At 46.9% G+C, this 19,590-nt stretch carries 19 protein-coding genes; 7 read left to right on the top strand and 12 right to left on the bottom strand.

The genetic code is table 11. The features are described 5' to 3' along the window. The first annotated feature begins 60 nt into the window (after window positions 1-60). Window positions 61-696 (top strand): O-methyltransferase, encoded by a 636-nt coding sequence (locus ICC18_RS13565; protein WP_188174961.1) that lies wholly within the window; start codon window positions 61-63, stop codon window positions 694-696. Between the two features lie 76 nt (window positions 697-772). Here the strand turns inward: ICC18_RS13565 and ICC18_RS13560 are convergent, their stop codons facing one another. Then, a complete protein-coding gene (locus ICC18_RS13560) occupies window positions 773-991 on the bottom strand; it encodes a hypothetical protein (protein ID WP_188174960.1) in 219 nt (72 codons plus the stop codon). Window positions 992-1,137: 146 nt separating this feature from the next. Further along, entirely contained in the window at window positions 1,138-2,367 is a 1,230-nt protein-coding gene (locus ICC18_RS13555) for an MFS transporter (protein ID WP_188174959.1), read from the bottom strand. A 187-nt stretch (window positions 2,368-2,554) separates the two neighbouring features. Between ICC18_RS13555 and ICC18_RS13550 the strand changes: the two genes are divergently transcribed. Beyond that, on the top strand, window positions 2,555-3,136 hold the full coding sequence (locus ICC18_RS13550; protein ID WP_188174958.1) for a spore coat protein: 582 nt from the start codon (window positions 2,555-2,557) through the stop codon (window positions 3,134-3,136). A 60-nt stretch (window positions 3,137-3,196) separates the two neighbouring features. On the opposite strand, the gene ICC18_RS13545 is transcribed toward ICC18_RS13550, so the two are convergent. Next, window positions 3,197-3,973 (bottom strand): metallophosphoesterase family protein, encoded by a 777-nt coding sequence (locus tag ICC18_RS13545; protein WP_188174957.1) that lies wholly within the window; start codon window positions 3,971-3,973, stop codon window positions 3,197-3,199. A gap of 424 nt (window positions 3,974-4,397) precedes the next feature. Between ICC18_RS13545 and ICC18_RS13540 the strand changes: the two genes are divergently transcribed. Together ICC18_RS13540 and ICC18_RS13535 are read left to right on the top strand one after the other, a co-directional pair. Continuing rightward, complete coding sequence (locus ICC18_RS13540) at window positions 4,398-5,663, top strand: CapA family protein (protein ID WP_223192554.1); 1,266 nt, start codon at window positions 4,398-4,400, stop codon at window positions 5,661-5,663. Window positions 5,664-5,682: 19 nt separating this feature from the next. After that, a complete protein-coding gene (locus ICC18_RS13535; RefSeq protein ID WP_188174956.1) occupies window positions 5,683-6,315 on the top strand; it encodes a fumarylacetoacetate hydrolase family protein in 633 nt (210 codons plus the stop codon). 103 nt (window positions 6,316-6,418) lie between these two features. Here ICC18_RS13535 and ICC18_RS13530 read toward each other — a convergent pair whose 3' ends face one another. Beyond that, a complete protein-coding gene (locus ICC18_RS13530) occupies window positions 6,419-9,703 on the bottom strand; it encodes a DEAD/DEAH box helicase (protein WP_188174955.1) in 3,285 nt (1,094 codons plus the stop codon). Window positions 9,704-9,824: 121 nt separating this feature from the next. After that, window positions 9,825-11,009, bottom strand: a complete 1,185-nt coding sequence (locus tag ICC18_RS13525; protein ID WP_188174954.1) for an HD domain-containing phosphohydrolase — start codon at window positions 11,007-11,009, stop codon at window positions 9,825-9,827. Between the two features lie 213 nt (window positions 11,010-11,222). On the opposite strand from ICC18_RS13525, the gene ICC18_RS13520 reads away from it, so the two are divergent. Next, on the top strand, window positions 11,223-12,053 hold the full coding sequence (locus ICC18_RS13520; RefSeq protein WP_376745636.1) for a DUF92 domain-containing protein: 831 nt from the start codon (window positions 11,223-11,225) through the stop codon (window positions 12,051-12,053). Here ICC18_RS13520 and ICC18_RS35050 read toward each other — a convergent pair. The 5 genes from ICC18_RS35050 to ICC18_RS13500 form a co-directional block, all read right to left on the bottom strand. Then, window positions 12,021-12,119, bottom strand: a complete 99-nt coding sequence (locus tag ICC18_RS35050) for a hypothetical protein (protein ID WP_512699399.1) — start codon at window positions 12,117-12,119, stop codon at window positions 12,021-12,023. The two genes, ICC18_RS13520 and ICC18_RS35050, sit on opposite strands and share 33 nt — an antisense overlap. Window positions 12,120-12,233: 114 nt before the next feature. Next, window positions 12,234-12,551, bottom strand: a complete 318-nt coding sequence (locus tag ICC18_RS13515; RefSeq protein ID WP_188174952.1) for a LapA family protein — start codon at window positions 12,549-12,551, stop codon at window positions 12,234-12,236. A 64-nt stretch (window positions 12,552-12,615) separates the two neighbouring features. Continuing rightward, window positions 12,616-14,406: an oligoendopeptidase F gene (gene pepF / locus ICC18_RS13510; protein ID WP_188174951.1), complete on the bottom strand. Its 1,791-nt coding sequence runs from the start codon at window positions 14,404-14,406 to the stop codon at window positions 12,616-12,618. A 626-nt stretch (window positions 14,407-15,032) separates the two neighbouring features. Further along, window positions 15,033-15,869, bottom strand: a complete 837-nt coding sequence (locus ICC18_RS13505; RefSeq protein ID WP_188174950.1) for a YjbE family putative metal transport protein — start codon at window positions 15,867-15,869, stop codon at window positions 15,033-15,035. 271 nt (window positions 15,870-16,140) lie between these two features. Next, window positions 16,141-16,374, bottom strand: a complete 234-nt coding sequence (locus tag ICC18_RS13500) for a hypothetical protein (RefSeq protein ID WP_188174949.1) — start codon at window positions 16,372-16,374, stop codon at window positions 16,141-16,143. Window positions 16,375-16,532: 158 nt separating this feature from the next. Between ICC18_RS13500 and ICC18_RS13495 the strand changes: the two genes are divergently transcribed. Together ICC18_RS13495 and ICC18_RS13490 are read left to right on the top strand one after the other, a co-directional pair. After that, a complete protein-coding gene (locus tag ICC18_RS13495) occupies window positions 16,533-17,249 on the top strand; it encodes a methyltransferase domain-containing protein (protein ID WP_188174948.1) in 717 nt (238 codons plus the stop codon). 127 nt (window positions 17,250-17,376) lie between these two features. Then, the gene (locus tag ICC18_RS13490; RefSeq protein ID WP_188174947.1) at window positions 17,377-17,574 is read left to right on the top strand and encodes a cold shock domain-containing protein; all 198 of its coding nucleotides are present in this window, start codon (window positions 17,377-17,379) and stop codon (window positions 17,572-17,574) included. A 165-nt stretch (window positions 17,575-17,739) separates the two neighbouring features. Here the strand turns inward: ICC18_RS13490 and ICC18_RS13485 are convergent, their stop codons facing one another. Together ICC18_RS13485 and ICC18_RS13480 are read right to left on the bottom strand one after the other, a co-directional pair. Continuing rightward, window positions 17,740-18,387, bottom strand: coding sequence for a nitroreductase family protein (locus tag ICC18_RS13485; RefSeq protein ID WP_188174946.1), 648 nt, complete (start codon window positions 18,385-18,387; stop codon window positions 17,740-17,742). A 95-nt stretch (window positions 18,388-18,482) separates the two neighbouring features. Further along, window positions 18,483-19,580, bottom strand: coding sequence for an efflux RND transporter periplasmic adaptor subunit (locus ICC18_RS13480; protein WP_188174945.1), 1,098 nt, complete (start codon window positions 19,578-19,580; stop codon window positions 18,483-18,485). Window positions 19,581-19,590 lie beyond the last annotated feature (10 nt).

Raw genomic sequence — 19,590 nt, 5'->3', positions numbered from 1 at the left:
AATGGGGGACACTTACAAACCAAACCTCATGCCAGAGGGTTTAGAAGAGGAGAAGTGAGCATGGAAACGATAACAGCTGAAAGCTATATGGAAGGCTTATATGAAGAAGATGAGGTCTTGGAGAGGGTCAAAGCTGGTATTCGCGCCCATCATATGCCTGAAATATCCATTGCGCCGGGATACGGCAGACTGCTGACGATGCTGGTAAAAATGATCGGTGCCAAGCAAGTGTTGGAAATAGGGGCCTTGGGCGGTTACAGCGGCATATGCTTGGCCCGAGGTTTAGGGGAAGGCGGCAAGCTGGTCTCGCTCGAATTGAAGCAGGAATTCGCCGATGTAGCGAAGCATAATGTTACGGAAGCTGGTCTCGGAGATCGCGTCGAATACCGAATTGGTGAGGCATTGGATCACCTCGCGCAGCTTCGGGATCAAGGGAAGCGGTTCGATTTCTTTTTTATTGATGCGGACAAGGTCAATTATCCGAACTATTTGGAGTATGCAATTCAACTCGCGAATCCGGGCGCTGTTATTGCCGGCGATAACACCTTGATGCGGGGGAAGGTCATCGACTCGCAGGAGACCAAAGCTTCGGTGCAGGCGATGCGTAAGTTCAACAGCCTGATCGCCAGCGATCCCCGTTTGGAAAGCACCATCCTTCCAGCCTATGACGGCTTGGCTCTGGCGCGTGTGAAGTAGGTCTTACCAACCCATCTGTACCAAACAAAAAGCGCCGTAAGCTGATTTCCCATCAGCCTAAAGCGCTTTTTTTGTTTCATGATGCTTTTCGTACCGTTGTATGTAATTCCGTTTCACTTTGGCCATTAGGTGTCAGAGGCTTCAAGTGTGTCAATGAAGTGTTCGATTTTTGTGTAAAAATGGGATGAGTAGTTTGCTGCTTATTAAACGGAATCGCGCTGATGCTGTTCCAATAAATAAACAGCAGCTCCGCACAAACGACGATGAATACAATTTTTCGCCAGTTCAGCTTCATGCAAGGCATCCTTTCTATCAACAATACACCTATATTACCATATTGTGGAATTAACCGCCATCTTTTTTTACTACATAGGAAAGTTTAACTTCGTTAAAGCACTAAAGTGCTTAACAAACTTTCCTATTGGCGATAAAAACTTCCGCTTAACGCGGTCGCTCATCTTCGAAATTGACTTCGATAGACGTTTTTCTCACCAGGAGCGTCTTATAAACCCATAAAGAATTGATAAAGAGCAGAATCGTGGAAAGGATGAAGATCTCGCGAATATTAAAGTATCCGGATATGGCGCCTCCAACTACCGGGCCTAACATATTGCCGAGGCTAAGCGCGCTAGTATTAAAACTGTAGGAACGGCTCTCCATCCCTTCAGGCGTATATTTGCGAATGAGTGCGTTCACTGTAGGCAGCAGTCCGCCCATAAAAATGCCAAGCCCAAAACGTGCGGCAAACAGCTGCCACACATTGTGCACGAAAGCTTGCGGAATGAAAAGTACGGCCGCACCGGCGAGACAGATGCCGAGAATGCGTTCCGGCCCAATCCGATCGGACAGTTTGCCGAGAATCGGCGAAGCAAACATATTGGAGAAACCTGTTATAGATCCGACTAATCCGGCAAAAAAGGCAAGCCCGGCAGTCTGCCCGTGAAGCTCAGCCACGAACAGGGGCATCAACGGCATCGTACTTAGCATTGCAAATTGGATTAAAAGCGTTACGCCGTAGAGAGAAGGCAGCTGGCGCACATGTCTTAATTGTCCGAACGCTTGGATGACCGATATTTTCGGCTTGGCGGAGGCTTCCTTTACGTTAAATTTCTCTTTCACGAGCAGGAGTGTCAATACCGAAGCGGCAAACAGCAGTATTCCGGTAATATAAAAGATATACCGGTAACCGATCCACTCGGCCAGCAAGCCGCCAATAAAAGGCCCGAGGATCGTTCCGGCAACGGCTCCTGATTGGAGCGTGCCCATGGCGAAACCCATTTTCTCCTTCGGCGTATTCGTGGACATTAAAGCGACTGCTGCCGGCGCGTAGCCGGAAATGGTCCCGTTCACCATCCGCAGAATGAGGAGCTGCCAAGCATTGCCGGCAAAGCCCATGAGGGTCATGACGATGGCCATACCGAAACCGGAGCGCAGCAGCATGACCTTGCGGCCATAGCGATCGGCCAAACCGCCCCATATCGGCTGGAACAGAAAGGATGTTACGAAATTACCTGCAAAAATAAGGCCAGCCCATGTCGCCACTTCATGCGGGTCTTTCATGCCAAGCTCTTGCAAATATAAGGGAAGGAATGGGACGATCATCGTCATTCCGCCCATAACTAAAAATTGGCCTAGCCAAAGCACGGTCAAATTTACTTGCCAACGAACCATTCTGAGTCCTCATTTCATGCTGTTTCGTCAGTTTTTCTCATGACTTGTCCATTATAACAAGGTTTCAGAGGGACACCTAATTATGGTAATCGAAGTTATGCAAGTATGCATAATTTCATAGACAACGGGGAAAGTAAAGTATGGTGAAATATTCCAATCGTCATTCAGCAAAAGGAGAAGATTTGAGATGCCTTTCGGCGCACATGAAACCGTGGAAGTCCATGAAATTTTGAATGAAAAAATGAACGTGATTACGCATTTCTCACTTTATGCGGAGCATGCGCAAAGTCCGCAAGTTCGCGACTTGATTCAGCAGCAGATTCAAATAATGGTCCAGCAATATGATCAATTAGTTGCTTATACGCATGATTATAGTGCGGCTAATCGCTCGACCGGCTTTAGTTCGGGGACTTACGCCATGGGAGGAATTTCCCCGGAGCAGATAAATTACGGACTGCGCCAACCTTCCCCGGCGGCCCCCCAAATCCAAGGGCGACTAAGTGATGGGCAGATACTAAATGCAGTCTTATGCTGTCATAAAAACAGCGCCAAGAACAGCATGCACGCTTCGCTCGAATGCGCGGACCCCAATGTGCGGCAAATGCTGCTGAATGGTGCCATTGTTGCGAATCAGCATGCTTACGATACATTTTTACTGATGAATCAGCTAGGTCAATATCAAGTGCCTACGATGCAAGATCATACGGCGAAAACGTTCTTGCACGCTTTTCAACCGATGCAGGCAACGGCTCCTGCCCCATACATTTAGCCGTATTGCATAGGAAGACCCCATTAGATTCTAACCTGAGTCTAATGGGGTCTTTTCGTTTTATTTATGAACCAAACCTGTAGTGATTTCAAGCTCATATCTTCTGCTCTCGGGCATCTCAGCTGCATAAGCTAATTGGACAGCACGCCCGATATCATAGGGTACGCGAACGAATTGAATGGAAATCCCGGCCGGAACTGCCGGACTCTCGGCTTCTCCCTCCAGGACACAATATGATGCTTGCGGAATGCCGTCGTATGGCGTTCCAACACTTCCCGCGTTGAATAATATCCGCCCGTCGCCCGTATGCTTCGCAGATCGTTCTTCAGGAGGATTTTTGATCGTCAAGAGATAAGGGAGATGAATATCTCCATATCCGACAATGTCCGGCTGCCGTTGACCATACGGTATCCCCGTCATTTCCGTGTTTTGGAACATGGCGAGTCTTTCTTCCTTTGGCGCTTTGCGCTTCACCCTGTGAAAGACGCTTTGTGCGGAAGCGTGGAACAGCCGGATCAGCTTACCGCTCATATGTAAATCGACGGAAAATGGAAGCTGCGCCAAATAAGCGAGCCGCTCTTCGCCGAGCTGCTGCTGATGCCATAGGCCTGCCGGCTGATCTTGTGGGTATGTGATGCCTATATCCCAGTTTCCCTGCACGACGGTCTCGCATACGTCCCGAGTTCGATCTACCGCTTCTGCGGAGCCCGGTCCTTTGCCGACGAGATCGCCAAGGCAAATGATCCGGCGAATGCCTCTGCGGTCGATATCGTAAAGCACGGCATCCAGAGCCGGCATATTTCCATGAATATCTGAAATAATCGCGATCTTTTCCAAATGAATTGCTTCCTTTCATCAACCAGTAATAGTCTTCAAACCCTGCTTCTGTTATACCACAGTAAGGACGATCTGAGAACGCGGGCTTCTTTACTCAATATGAGGTTTAGAAAGTCCGCTTTCAGAACCGAGAAGGTTGGACGAAATCCGGAGAAGGAGGAACGGAACGTAGAGGGTTGCTACGTGAGTACCGGACTTCCCGGTTTCGTTCAAGATTCGATGCCGATTCACATCCTGAATCACTTCGTTATGAGATAAACCTTTATCGAGGTCTTTCGATGATGAGCGACCGCGTTCATAGGAAGGTTTATTCGCCAATCAGACTATCGTCTGATGTGGACAAAGTGGTCTTTTTAAATTTCCTCTCATACCGAAAACGGATAGGTTCTGGTATAATTTGATTTGGGGAAAGGGGAATGCTCGATTGGAATCCAGATTAGAACGTCACCGTAAACAAAAGCAGCAGCGGCCTGAACGAAAGAAGACGCCGCTCAAAGTCATCGGAGGGCTGACGCTAGCCGCCGCCGTCTGTTTCGCCATCGGCGCGGGAGCCGCTTATTGGTCATCGCGCAGCACGCCTGCCGAACAATTTCAATCCGCATCAGTGCCTGAAACGACGATAGCTCCTCAAACTACGAGTTCAACAAGTCCGAAGCCAAGCTCCACGCCTTCGCCTAGTCCGCAGCCAACACCAAAAGCTGTCGTCACGAGCCCAACACAGGCAGCATCGGACAAGCCTGTTGCGACGGGTGCGAAGGTGAAGCTTTCGTTTGTCGGGGATGTGCTGCTTGCCTCTAAAGTGGAAGATATTTTAAAGCAAAAAGGCTATGATTATCCGTATTCGAATGTATCCGATTTTTTAAGCAAACCTGATTATACGATCGCGAACCTGGAAACGCCGATAACGACAAGAGGCACGGTTCAAAAAAAGGATTATGTATACCGTTCGTCACCGTTAGCGCTTCCGGCTTTGAAGGGTTCAGGCATCGATTTGGTCAATTTGGCTAACAATCATGTGATGGATTTTGGAACCGAAGGCTTGCTGGACACAATGGCTTCTTTAGATCAAGAAGGCGTTAAACGCATAGGGGCCGGCAAAGATCTGAATGAAGCTTATCAACCCGTCATCGTTGAAAAACAAGGAATGAAAATCGCCTTTCTCGGGTTCAGTCGCGTAGTTCCTGAGGCTTCTTGGAAAGCGGGTCCCGGACATCCCGGCGTCGCTGAAACCTATAGCCATAAGCTGCCAGTCGAGGCCATTCAGAAAGCAAAAGAGCAGGCTGATCTCGTCGTCGTTATCGCCCATTGGGGCGTTGAGAGATCCGATAATCCGGACAAAAATCAGAAGGATCTGGCCCACCGTTACATAGATGCAGGCGCCGATCTCATCGTTGGCGGTCATCCGCACGTTCTTCAAGGCTTTGAACAGTACAAAGGCAAATGGATCGCCTACAGCTTGGGCAATTTTATTTTTACAACGAACGATATACCCAAAACTTGGGAAACCGTCATTCTCGAAGCGGCTTGCTCCAAAGATAAACAATGCGATGTGCATCTTGTGCCGATTCTAACCAAGGGTGCGCTGCCAACACCCATGAACACTGAGGATGGCGCGAAGCTGTTTCAACGTCTGAGCCAAATTTCGATTGGTGCGCATGTCGATGCACAGGGCAATGTGACAAAGAAATAATTAAGGAGCGGAGAGACTAATGAAAGAACAAATTCGAAATATATATTGTGTAGGACGCAATTATCGAGCACATGCCGCAGAACTCGGCAACGATGTGCCGGATCAGCCGATGATTTTCACGAAACCGACACATGCGCTTGTAGAAATAGACGGTGGCGAATTAACGCTTCCGGGAACCCAAGGTGAAATCCATTATGAAGCAGAATTGGTTCTGCATATTGCGAAGCCTTACAGTAACAGTGTTACGGTAAACGACATTGTGGATCAGTACGCACTGGGTATTGATTTTACCCTTAGAGATGTCCAAAGTGTCATTAAGAAAAAAGGTCATCCCTGGCTGCCGGCCAAGGGCTTCCTTGGATCAGCGCCGATCAGCAGGTTCCGTCCGTTCCCAGGGGCAGCAGCGCTTGCGCAAACGAACTTTAAACTTCTTCAAAACGGAAATGTTGTGCAAATCGGGAATATCAGCAACATGATCTTCGATCTACAGACGATCATTGATTATATTGCGAAGCACTATGGTTTAGGTGCGGGAGATATCATCTACACTGGAACTCCGGAAGGGGTAGGTCCTGTAAGCAGTGGTGATCGGCTGGAGCTGTTATGGGGAGAAGAACAATTCGGAGCTGTCACGATTAAAAAAGAAGGTTAATGCCTTGAAACGAAGAAGAAGCCTCTAATCCCACTAATAAGTGGCGTTGGAGGCTTTTTTGCACGTCTGAAGGGGCACAAATAGGCATTTAATGGTACATCATTCATCCAATCAATAGAAGCTCCTTGATCTCCTGTTCCGTCAAAGCGGACAAGACCTCATGACCAGGCTGGATCACTTCTTCGATCAAGTTTTTCTTTTTTTGCTGAAGTTCGTACATTTTGTCTTCCAACGTGCCTTGGGCGACGAGGCGGATCACTTGCACGACTTTTTTCTGCCCAATACGGTGGGCGCGATCGGCTGCCTGCTGTTCCACGGCGGGATTCCACCACATGTCGTAAAGGATAACAGTATCTGCACCGGTCAGATTCAGTCCGGTACCGCCGGCTTTTAAGGAAATAAGGAATAAATCCCGCTCTCCTTCGTTAAACCTTCTGCACAGCTCTACGCGCTCCTTCGCCTTCGTTTGGCCGTCCAAATAAAAATGCGGCACGCCCAAATAGCCAAGCTCCCGTCCGATCAATCCCAGCATCTCTGTAAATTGAGAGAATACGAGCATTCGTCTGCCCGCGCTCCGGCATTCCTCTATGATCTCTATCAGCTGTTCGAATTTGGCGGAGCTTCCCGCATATTCTTCGACAAACAGAGCGGGGTGGCAGCAAAGCTGGCGAAGCCGGGTTAAGCCTGCTAAAATTTTGATTCTGTTTTTCTGAAAGCCTTTCTCATTCAAATGCTTTAACGTTTCCTGCTGCAATTCGGCCAGGTAAGCCGCATACAGCTTCTTCTGCTCCGGCAGCAGCTCGGAAGCTTGGAGCGACTCGATCTTATCCGGCAGCTCTTTCAGCACGTCGCTCTTTAATCTGCGAAGCAAAAACGGTCGGATCCGTTTGGCCACGGTTTCCTTGGATAACTCGCCAAATGCCTTTCGGCCAGGGAATAAGCCGGGGAATACGACGTCCATGATGGACCATAACTCCTCAAGCCTATTCTCTACCGGCGTTCCGGTGAGCGCAAAACGGTGTTGCGCTTGTATCCCTTTTACCGCTTGAGCTGTCTGCGTGTAGTAATTTTTAAAAACTTGCGCTTCATCCAAGAAGAGTGTATGAAAGGAGAACTCTACATACAAGTCAAAGTCCTTGCGTAATAACGGGTAGGAGGTAATAATCACGTCCATTTGCGACGCTTGTCTCAGTATTCGGCTTCGCTCCACTTTGCTTCCGTCCGCAATGACAGCGCGAACGTCCGGTGCGAATTTCTTGAACTCATTCAACCAGTTGTACACGAGAGAAGCAGGGGAGACGATGATCGCCGGCAATTTTTGTTCCCGGATCTCTGGAAGCACGGAGACGAGAAAAGAGATGCTTTGCAATGTCTTCCCGAGCCCCATATCGTCCGCGAGAATGCCGCCGAATCGATAGTGGGCCAGCGTCTTTAACCATTGGAATCCGTACTTCTGGTAATCTCTAAGCACGGGCTCCAGACTGCCCGGTACAGGGAAATCCAGATTATCCGGATTCCGCATGTTCTCCAGCAAACGGCGGAACGATTTTCCCAACTGGACGGCCTTTCCGTTCTCCTGGATATCGATCAAATGAAGACCGCGGACTAGTGGGACATGGATGCCTCCTTCTTGGATGTCTTCTTTGCGAATGCCCATTTCGTTCATGAGTCGAACGATTTCCTGGAACTCAGCGCTTTCCAGCGGCATTAATGCGCCATCCGGCAATTTGTGGTATCTGCGCTTCTCCCCAAGAGATTTCAGTAAACGACGGATCTCCGATTCAGGAATGCCTGCTATATCGAATTTGAATTCGAGCCAATCGGTCCGTTCGTCAACATCCACTTTGACGGTCGGCGGAGCAAGTCCTGTCAGAAGTCTTGTTTTCACGGCGGACGTAGCATATATTCGGGCAAGCTTCTCGAGCAGAGGGATCGTATGATGCAGGAATTCATATTCCGCTTCTTCGTCATCCCAATAATAACCGCCTTCGGTCTTGGCAGACGCGCTTTGTTCCATGAGGTCCAGAATTTGTCGTTCCTGATCGCCATCACGCATAAGGATGCGATCGGAGCCGCGTCTTTGACCTGTTACCTCAAGAGGGTTGATGACGATATCGCCATATTGAAACTCCAGACCGGCAAGCAATCGATCTTTCACGCGATCCAAATACAGCTTGGCCTGCAATTGTGTATGTGTGACGCGGTCGGAGATGGCTTGGGCGATACGCACACTGCCCAGCTTCATAAGGCCGGGTACCACTTTTTCCATAAAAGGTTCCATGAGTTCCGCTTGAATCTGAATGCTCATCTTACGGGAATGCTCCAGCATTTGTATCATATCCGAAAGTTGCTTGCATGACTCGGATTGAAGCTTTAGCAGCTTTCCTTCATGGAGAACGACCCCATAAGCCTCCATCACAGTAATCTCATCAAGTCCCTGAACATCCAATTGGTATCCTTCCGACTTCGCCTGGTTGAACTCAAAATGTAGCGGGAGCGGTTCATCCGAAATCCGGATACCTTTGAAAGTGAAATCATTGTGCTCGAGTTGTACCATTGGAGCTTCAGCGAGCAAAGGAGCCAGGCTGTTCCATGAATACGGGGGAATCAATAGCATTCTACCGTCACCCATAGGGTTTGTATTCATGGAGTAGGGGGCTGAAGCTGCGCGATACATCTTTTCATTTTGATAAATTTGAATCAATTGACGAAGGATCGCATCGTTCTCCTTGTGAAATCTGTGAAGTTCGGGATCATATTCGAACTGCTTGGAGAACGGGTGGGTTTCTCTTCGATCGACTCGATCGAGATATTCTCTAATGTTCCGCACAATATACAATCGCTTAGGACCAACCTTCAATTCGATGCCGAACATGTACTTGCGGTAGCCGAGAGGAACAGGTTTGCAAATGAATTCAATGTCCAGAACGGCCCGATGATCGATGAGAGAGCGGGGAAAGTTTGGTCGATTCGGCTTGCTATCGAACAGCTCCAAAATGCCGCTTATCAACTTATTGTCTCTGGTTGAAGCTTCCCCCCAGGACTTTTCAGCACGCTGTATATTCGAAGTATCCGACGGAAGCCGCTGTGACTGATCAGATTGCTGATGTTCCTTTATATTCAGCAGGACGGCTGCTATATGTTCGCAGAATAAATCGTCAGGATAGTAATCGGGACAGGTGCACTCTGCATGGACATCCTGTTCTCGAATGAACTCGATATCAATGTGGCAAAGTGAGTTTTCGATCACCGTAGCTTCATAAATCAAACCTTCAGAATCCTCGTTCGTGAAAGTCACTCTTCCCTGATGATAATGGATTTCTCCTTTTTCATAAGAGAACCGCCCGCATAACCTTTTAATGACCTCATCTGTCAAATGGAAGCTCATGATCTGGATCCGTCCTTTTGAATAAAAATAGCATATTCCTTATGATAACAGAAAGAATGAAAAAAAAAAGAAAGGGGGCTTTCCCCTAGTCATGTGGAATGACAAAGAGATAGCCCTATGTTCATACTGAATGTTCTTCTAAATTGTCGTCCGAATAGATATTGCGGATTCGGAGAATGGCAGGCAGTTGTTCAAAGAACACATCAACGAGTCTCGGGTCAAAATGTTCGCCACGCTCCTCTTTGAACAGGTTCAAGATGCGGTCAAGCTCCCACGCTTTTTTATATACCCTTTCGCTGCCTAGGGCATCGAACACATCTGCAATCGCCGTGATTCGTCCGTAAATGTGAATTTCATCGCCCTTCAATCCTTGCGGATAGCCCCGTCCGTTCCACTTTTCATGGTGCTCGTGTGCGACGACAGCAGCCGTTTTGAGAATGTGACGGTTGGAATTTTTCAGTAAATTATAGCCGATCAGCGTATGACCTTGCATGATTTTAAACTCTTCATCGGTCAATTTGCCCGGCTTCTTGAGCACATCGTCCGGAATGGCGACTTTACCGATATCGTGCATCGGCGACGCCATTTTGAGTAGATCCGCTTCTTCTTGACTCATGCCTAAACCGAGCGCCAACAAATACGAATATTCAGCTACTCGCTTGACATGGTTACCTGTTTCTTTGGACCGGCTCTCGCCGATTTCGCCCATCGTAAAAATGATTTCTTTTTGCGTTTCCTCGATTTCATGTGTCAGCAAAGCTGATTCTAGAGATTTGCCTGCATAGGATGCAGCCAGTGTCAAATACTCCATATCTTTTACCGAAAACTGTTCGTTCGTCGTCATTTTGTTAATAGCTTGATAGGCGCCCATAATTTCACCTTCATTATTGCGGAAGGGAATCACCATCAGCGCTTTCGTTCGGTATCCTGTTTGTTGATCCGTACGCAGTGCGCCGTTAACCAAGTAAGGCTTGTATTCATCATTGGTGTAGGCATCATCGATAAATACTGCCTTGTCATGAGTTACCGCATAACCGACAAGACCAGCGGTGCTCGGGATACGTATTTCATCGACACCATGGGCGACTTTGGACCAGAGCTCGTTCTTTTTCGTATCCAGAAGCCATACGGTACAACGATCGGAAACGATCATATCACGTCCCATATCCGCCATCAGCATGAGCACATTATCCAGAATTCGTTCTTTGGCAATTTTGGCAGCATAGTCAAAGATGACGCGCAGCATCTCTTGAGGCTCCAGATCTCTTTTGAAACGAGGCTCTAAATCAAAAAGTTCATGTCCCATGATGGTCTCCTTGAGTTTTCGGTAATTGTTGCCGAACCTTATTTTAACATAAATTTCGCGCAGTATGTTCAACTTACTACGAATTTACAACTATTTTGATTGATTTTGTCGATATATCGTGTGATTTTTGTAAAGATGGTGACGCTCCAAACCGTATGTTACAATGTGTGGGATGATCCGAACGGAATACCTTAAAGAATGGGAGTGGTGAGGTTGGAATGGTTGTGGGGGTTTATAGGAAGCGTGGTCATTGCAGGTGCCGCTTTCTGGAGAGGTTCCTTGTCCGGAACGGGTTTTCTGGCAGCAATGGCGCTTGGAACGGCAATGTTTGCGCTAGGCAGTTTGGCATGGTTCGGAACGCTCATCGCATTCTTCGTTTCTTCGACACTGCTATCAAAATTCAAACATAAACGTAAAGCGGCAGCTGAGAGCGGCTATGCGAAAAGCGGGAGAAGAGATGCCGGGCAAGTCGCGGCGAACGGTGGAATCGGCCTGCTGCTCTGTATAGGCAATGCGCTGTGGCCGCATCCGGCTTGGTGGGCACTGTATGTCGGAGTGATCGCGACGGTGAATGCGGATACATGGGCGACAGAGATTGGAGGTTTGAGCAAATCTGCTCCGCGATCGATTATTAGCGGGAAGCGTGTGCCTGCAGGCACATCTGGAGGCGTGAGCGGACTTGGCTTACTGGCGTCTCTGATGGGAGGCCTATTCGTTGGCGTAGTCGGGTGGATTTTGAGCCGGATGGACGGTGGAGAGACAGCGGAGGCAGCCTTTGGTCTGCTGTCCCTCATCTTAATGGGTGCTTTATCCGGTCTGGCGGGTTCGTTGATCGATTCTTGGCTGGGTGCAACTGTGCAAGTCATGTATCGCTGTGAGGTCTGCGGCAAAATGATTGAGAAGCATATTCACTGCGAGACGCGGGCCCTACAAGTGCGTGGTATGAGAGTAATGACGAATGATTACGTGAACGCCTTTAGTTCGCTGGCAGGAGGAGTTATTTGTTTAGGTTTATTCATCCTTGCGGGAATAAGCTTTATTTAAAACCCAAATAAGCAAACCGAGCATTCCAAGTACGATAATAATAGAAAAAACGATAACTGCAGTCATGATAAAAGGCTCCTTTATTCATCTAGGCGGGCATGGCGCCTTCGTTCATTGTAATTCACACGAAACTACAAAACAACCCTGTTTCCCTTTTAAGGGACAGGGTTGTTGTTCTTGTTAATGAACCGTCGAACTGCTGGTTTCTTGCTGCTGAGCTTCTAAGACGGTTTGTCCGACTGCGATAGGTGTAAGTGCGTCCTGCAACTGCTTCTCTAATTGGCGAACCTTTCGCTGAAGCTTGTACTGGCGTATCATGCCGAACATGCCGACGATGAGGCCTCCTAATAAAGTCGATGTTAAAATGACTAGAATTAATGGTGTATTCGTCTGTGCAAACATGAAATTAACCTGCACAGGCTCAACATTAATAACAGCAAAAATAGCTGTAATCAGGGCGAATATCAAAGCGCAAATCAGAATCCACTGCATCTTCATCCTATGTTCTTCCTTTCATGGGAAAAGGCTGAAGGCTTGCGCCTTCAACCTTTTGAAGTCGAATTTATTTCGTTAGCTCTTCCATTTGGTCAAGCAGAGAGCTGAAAACGCTCATTGCTTGCTTGATCGGCTCTGGAGTCGACATGTCAACACCGGCGCGCTTCAAAATGTTCAACGAGTAGTCGCTGCCGCCGCTTTTCAGGAAGCCGAGATAACGGTCCACAGCTGGCTGGCCTTCATCCAAAATCTGCTTCGCAAAGCTGGTTGCTGCAGAAAAGCCAGTCGCGTATTTGTATACATAGAAGCTGTTGTAGAAATGAGGGATTCGCGCCCATTCCATCTCGATATCTTGGTCAACGACCATATCATTACCATGGTACAGTTTATTCAAGCCATAGTAGATTTCGCTGAATTCTTGCGGGGTGAGGGATTCTCCCGATTCCGCTTTCTCGTGCGTAATCATCTCGAATTCGGCAAACATCGTTTGGCGGAATACCGTCGTACGGAACTGATCCGCGTAGTAAGTAAGCAGGTAGAGCTTCTCTTTCGGATCCGTCACACGTTTAAGCAAGTAGTCCATGAGCAGAGCTTCATTAAGCGTAGAAGCTACTTCTGCCAGGAAAATCGTATACTGCGCGTAACGGTAAGCTTGATTCTCGTCAGACAAATACGAATGAATGGCGTGACCCATTTCATGCGTCAGCGTGAACATGCTGTTCAAGTTATCCTTGTGGTTCAGCAGCACATAAGGATGTGTGCCGTAAGCGCCCCAGCTGTAAGCGCCGTTGCGTTTGTTTTTGTTCTCATAGACGTCGATCCAATGGTTATCGAAGCCGTCCTGGAGAATTTTTAAATAATTTTCACCAAGCGGTGCCAAACTTTTCTTGATTTCTTCCTTGGCCTGCTGATAAGTGATATCCATGTTGAACTCTTCCACCAGCGGTGCGAACAAGTCGTACATGTGCAGTTCATCGACTTTTAGAAGCTTCTTGCGAAGTTTCAGATAGCGCTGCAGCTGCGGCAAGGAATCATGAATCGTACTGATCAGATTCGTATACACTTCTTTCTTGATGTTATCGCCAAAGAGAGTGGATTCCAGCACGGAAGGATAGCGGCGAGCTTTTGCATAGAAAATATTTTTATTAATATTTGCGCTGAGCGTAGCTGCGATCGTATTCTTTTGACTGCGGTATGTTGAATAGACGGCTTCAAAAGCGCTTTTCCGTACTTCAGGATTTCTGTTTTCCAGGAATTGGATGTAACTGCCGTGGGTCAGCTCGACCTCTTCGCCTTTTTCATTCTTGATCTTAGGGAACTTTAAGTCCGCATTGTTTAGCATGCCAAAAATGGTACTGGGCGCCCCAGCCATGTTGCCTGCTTGCGCCAGCAGCGCTTCCTGCTCTTTGGAAAGCGTATGAGGCTTCTGACGAATCATTTCCTCAAGTGTATCTTTGTAAAAGGACAATGAGGAGTCATTCACTAATTGCTGTAATTTTTCATCAGATAAACTTAAAATTTCCGGTGAAATGAAAGAGAGTGCTTCGCCTACCTCAACGCTGATTTTTTTCGCTTTATCGGATAAGGCCTGATATGTAGGTTCTGCTGTGTCCTCGTGGTGCTTCATGTTGGCATAGACATACAATCTTTCGGTTTTCAAAGAGACTTCGTCCTCGAGTTCAAAGCACTGTTTTACCGCTGCAGGATCGCTCAGCTTTCCTTGGAAGGCGCTGATTTTGCCAAGCGAGTTTTTCACTTGCTGAAATTCTTGATCCCAAGCTTTCTGATCGGGGAAGATGTCCTCCAGATTCCAGCGGTGCTCGGCCGGTACTTGTTTACGTTCTAAAATTTGAGTCATCGGAGCCCTCCTGTTCTTGTATTGAGATTGAGGTAACCTTACTTCCTTTGCGTGCAAATCGGCAGCAGGCATAGAACTTAGAAGAAGTCCTATCGCTGCGGTTGCATAGATCCAGCGCATAACGGTCACGCTCCCGGCATATACCCATCAGGCATTCACTGACTGAACTCCCATAAGATGGTTTTCACCTAGTATGACCGTAAGCCCATTCATTTATGATTATATGAAAAAGCTGGAAGGAAGTAAATTTAACAAATTCTCCCCATCTGAATGGTAAAGTCGATGTCACATACCTGCACCAAAAAAACTTATCAAAACGAGTATAAACGATATGGAAACCATCACAATGGCTAGAAGTGCCAAGTATCGTTTAAATGGAGACGGTAAGGAGTCTTTCTTCATAATTAATATAATGGCGAGACAAAAGGAAACGAGAATAAAGGTTAAAATCGAACCGGAATCAGTCATTGCGGATCATCCTATCGGTTTGAAGTAGTGAAATAATAAACAACCTCTAGTAGACTTCGCGATTGGCTGTGAAATTCCTCTTATGAGTGGTGAGTGTACATAATAAAAAGCAGCGGAGAAATCTTTCATTTTTCCGCTGCTTTACTTGTTTTTTGAATTTAACCGGCGTGCTGCATCGTGCTATCCGGATCTTCGCCGTCTTCAACTTTAACCAGCATCAGCTTGCCGCGCGAGTCCATTTTGACCGTGAACCGGTCTTCGGGCTCAATTTGCGCTTCCTGGCTCAATTCCTTAGGCAACGTCAGTTGTCCGCGTTCTCCAACCTTGACTAAATAACCAACCGTTGACGTCCATTTGCCTGCAGCAAGAACAACGACAATAAGTAAGCCGATCAGCAACCATTTGGCAACCGGGTTCGATTCGAAGAAAGGTTTAAGGAATTTCTCGCCTGTAATCATTTTCCCTGCAGTTAATACGAGAACGCCAGATCCGATATAAATAATCGACGGGTATTTTTCAATCCATTTAATGAATAATGTACTACCCCATACAACGATAGGCACACTGACCAAAAGGCCGATAACGACGAGAATGAATTCACCATGCGCTGCGCCTGCTACCGCAATCACATTATCAAGACCCATAACTGCGTCGGCGATAATGATCGTACGGATGGCCGCCCACATGCTGTCTTTGGCCTCAATTTGGTCGTGATTTTTCTTTTCCGTAAGAAGTTTATAAGAAATCCAGATCAACAGCAATCCGCCCGCTAATAAAAGTCCAGGAATTTTAAGCAAACTTACGACAACGAGTGTAGCAGCAGCACGAATAATGATTGCCCCGACGGTTCCCCATAAAATAACTTGTTTCTGCGTCTCTTTCTTTAGATTTCGTGCAGCCATGCCAATAACAATTGCGTTGTCTCCGGCAAGCACCAAGTCAATGAGGATGATACTGAGCAAAGCGACGAAAAATTCTGTTGACAACCAATCCATTCTAAACACTCCCTTTAGTTATTAAAAAAAAATGAGCCTAGCACCGGTGACCGGTGAAGGCTCAATTCCATCAAAAAAGACCTTCACCAATAAAAATTGGCAAAGGTCTTGCTAACAACGTTTTCGTTGCCAATAAAGCCGGGATCTGATGAGGATCCGAATTGACGACTTTATTGTGACAGCTACTCCCCTTTGGAGTAAAAACATATTCATTTATATATTTATTATAATTAGAAAAGAAAGGTAATGTCAAGATGAATTGAAAAAAAGCCTAAATTTCTTGAAAAGCATCCATGATTGCTTGCCGATCTTCCTCCGAACCAGCAAAGCTTTCTTTTGAGAATCTTTCTTTTGCCCATTGCATCATGGCCGGTCTACCGATAAATGTATGGCACTCTTCTCCCCACTGATCGGATATTTCGGTGAGTACGATTTTGGTGCCTTGCACCTCGACATTCATCATATTCCATTTATCTTTTTTGTAGATGGTATGTTTTTTAATCATGTCCGCTGCTGCTCCCTATTGATTAAGTTGATGTCATCATACCGCATGGTCGCTTTGAAATCAAGAAATGCTGGTTGCGGCAAGAGGAAAATGGTGGTAAAATCCTCCTAATCCTTTCCAGAGGGAATGGATTAGAGCCGAGCAGAGGAGAGATTAGGATGGAACAAAAGCGAATTTACGAGCAGGTTGGGGTCGCGATGACCTCCAGAACGTACGCGGAGTACGAAAGAATGTTTATGTTGGACGACAAGAATTTGCTAGGGAAACGAGTGCTGGATGTTGCGGGAGGCGCATCGTCGTTCACGGCGGAAGCCAGACGGAAGGGAGTGCTCTCGGAAGCGGCCGACCCGTTGTTCAACAAGTCTGCAAAAGAAATAACGGAACATGGTATGCAGGAGATTGAAGCTGTTGCTGCGAAAATGGAAAAGCTTGTTGATGTGTATAACTGGGAGTTTTATGGGTCAGTAGAACAGCACAGGGCAGGGCGAGTGGAAGGATTAAGGCTTTTTGCTGAAGATTTTGCGAGTCCTGTCGCCAAATCCAGGTATCACGGATCCCTGCTGCCGAATCTCCCATTTGAAGATGATACGTTCGATCTTGTGCTATGCAGCCATTTTCTATTCTTATATGAAGATCAGTTTGATTACGCCTTCCACTTAGCGGCTGTTCGTGAGCTGCTGCGCATTTGTAAACCAGGAGGAGAAGTGCGGGCTTATCCGCTCCTGAACTTCCGGACAGAGGAGTATACCAGGTTGCAAGATCTACTGGATGAATTAACATTATCGGGGTATTTGGCCGAAAAAAGGAAGTCGAACTTGCCTTTTTTGCCGAATTCCGAGCAATTTATCATCATTGCCAAGCCCGATTGTGCATGATACCAAACCCTTGATGAATACACTTTTTTCGGCTTTAAACGTGGTTTTGCAAGTTGATTTATACAGCTGATGGTGATATAATTTTGGTATTCGCCACAGATGGCGATATTTTTAGGAGGTTGTTCACTTGAAAGGTACAGTTAAATGGTTTAACGCAGAAAAAGGCTACGGATTCATTCAAGTTGATGGTGGAGACGACGTATTCGTTCACTTCTCCGCAATTCAAGGCGAAGGATTCAAAACATTAGAAGAAGGCCAAGAAGTTGAGTTCGATATTACTCAAGGTAACCGCGGCCCTCAAGCGGCTAACGTCACAAAATTATAAGAAATTGGGTCGACCCACTTATAAATAGAGTGTCATAGCACAAACAACAAAAGACAGCATCCAGTGCATCTGGAACTGTCTTTTTTGCTATTTACCGGTGAATTCACCGGTAAATAGCAAAAAAGGAGATATCCAATTGAATGGAGACAGCTCCTTTTCAGTATGTTAATCGATGATTTGCAGAATCTCATCGATCTCTTTGCGTGCGAGTTTGCCGGGACGCTCCTGCGGATGGCCGAGTGCGATTACCATATTGATCTGGCATTCTTCCGGAATAGCCAGATATTCGCGAATTTGATCCTGTGCAAGCAGAACTGGCCCAGTCATTGGACATGTTGCCAAGCCTCTGGCATGTGCAGCAAGCATCAAGTTCTGGGAAGCCAGGCAAGAACTCTTAATGCCTTCTTCGGCCCATACGTGGTCATCCACAAGTGCGATCGGATCGAAAATCCGTTCACGGAATTTGGAGGCGTAAGGCGTAGCTAAGCAAATGATCAGAACCGGAGCGTCAGAGAACGCTGTCGCGTAGGGTCCGAAGGATTTTACCAGCAAACGCGCTTCCCGGGAAAGTCCTTTTTCCTCAGCCGCAGCTGCTCTGAGATGCAGTTGATCCCAGGTCAATTGCTCAATTTGTTTAATCTTCTCTTTATTTCTTATCGCAATAAACTGCCATGTTTGGGAGTTCGTATCGCTTGGGGCATATCGGGCACAGTCGATAATCTCGCGAATATCTTCGGCAGCTACTTCTTGCTCCGTAAAGTTTCGAACGCTTCGGCGATCGAGGACAATCGTTTTAAAATCCTCATAATTCATAAGAACATATTACCTGCCTTTACTACTCAGTTTGTGTCTATGCTGCATTTATTAATACTTGGTACTAAGACTTTCTCCTTATTATATGCCAGTTCCTACTGCAGCACAACTGTATCGCCAACATCCAACCCTTTGACGACTTCAGTTTTCTCAGGAGTTTCCAGTCCGATCTCGATAGCGCGGCGTTCTACCCCTTGAGCGGTTTGTAGCATAACGTAATATTCGTCTTTCTCGTGCATAACGGCTAACGTAGGAACCACGATTGCGCCCGGTTTTTTATCCGTTTCAATTGTGCCGGAGAGGCTAAGTCCTGCGATTAATTGCGTATTAGGTTCTAAGGAAATCGTAACTTCGAATTGAGCCGAGCCGGAGCCTTGGTCCGTGCCCGACTTGGCGAATTTAGATACTTTTTCGACTTTGCCTTGTAGTTTCGTTTGTTTCAATGCTTCGACTTTCACTTGTACCGGCATTTCGGGTTTGATCCTGAAGACGTCAAATTCACCGACAGTACAAACAAGCTGCAGCTTCGTTAAATCAACGATTTTACCGATACGCACGCTTTCTTCTACGGATTGCGGAATTTTGGCTGAATCCTCAAACAAGAAGATTCCGTCTTCGGGAGCCATGAAGGCGGCTTGTTCTACTTTTTCTTGCCTTTTCGATAGCTGAAGCTGTAAGGATTCATTATTCACCGCATTCAACTGCTCTTGAATTTTACGGCCTTCGGTATCGGCAAATCGCTGTCTTGCGTCCGCTTCGCTCACGGAAGAGGTACCTGCCAAGGCAGGATCGAGCGTCGCTCCGGCTGCTTTGAATTTAGACAGGTCGGTTTCTAATTGTTGCTTTTTTAGGCTGTTTTGCAGATTGGCGATTTCGCTCTTTAATGGAGTTGCATCCAGCTCAAACATGAGCTCTCCTTTTTTAACCTGCGATCCTTCCGCGACATTCCAATTTTTTATTTCACCAGTGAAAGGCGCATAAATACGCGTCTCTTTTTGGTAGGAAGATTTTCCTTTGACCTCGATGCTGCTGACCAGATCCTCTTGAGTTACCTTAAACTGCAGGGCGTTTGTCGCAGCATTTGTCGCTTGACTGCGAGGCTGTTTAGGATGGCTGGATATGTATAGGAAACTGCTAATGCCGCAGACAACAACGGCTGTTACGATAAGCGCCCATGTTTTCTTTTTCTTCATTGCCGTAATT

The organism is Paenibacillus sedimenti (assembly GCF_014534655.1).
Classification (GTDB): Bacteria; Bacillota; Bacilli; order Paenibacillales; family NBRC-103111; genus Paenibacillus_E; species Paenibacillus_E sedimenti.
This window is presented reverse-complemented; position numbering and strand designations above follow the sequence as displayed.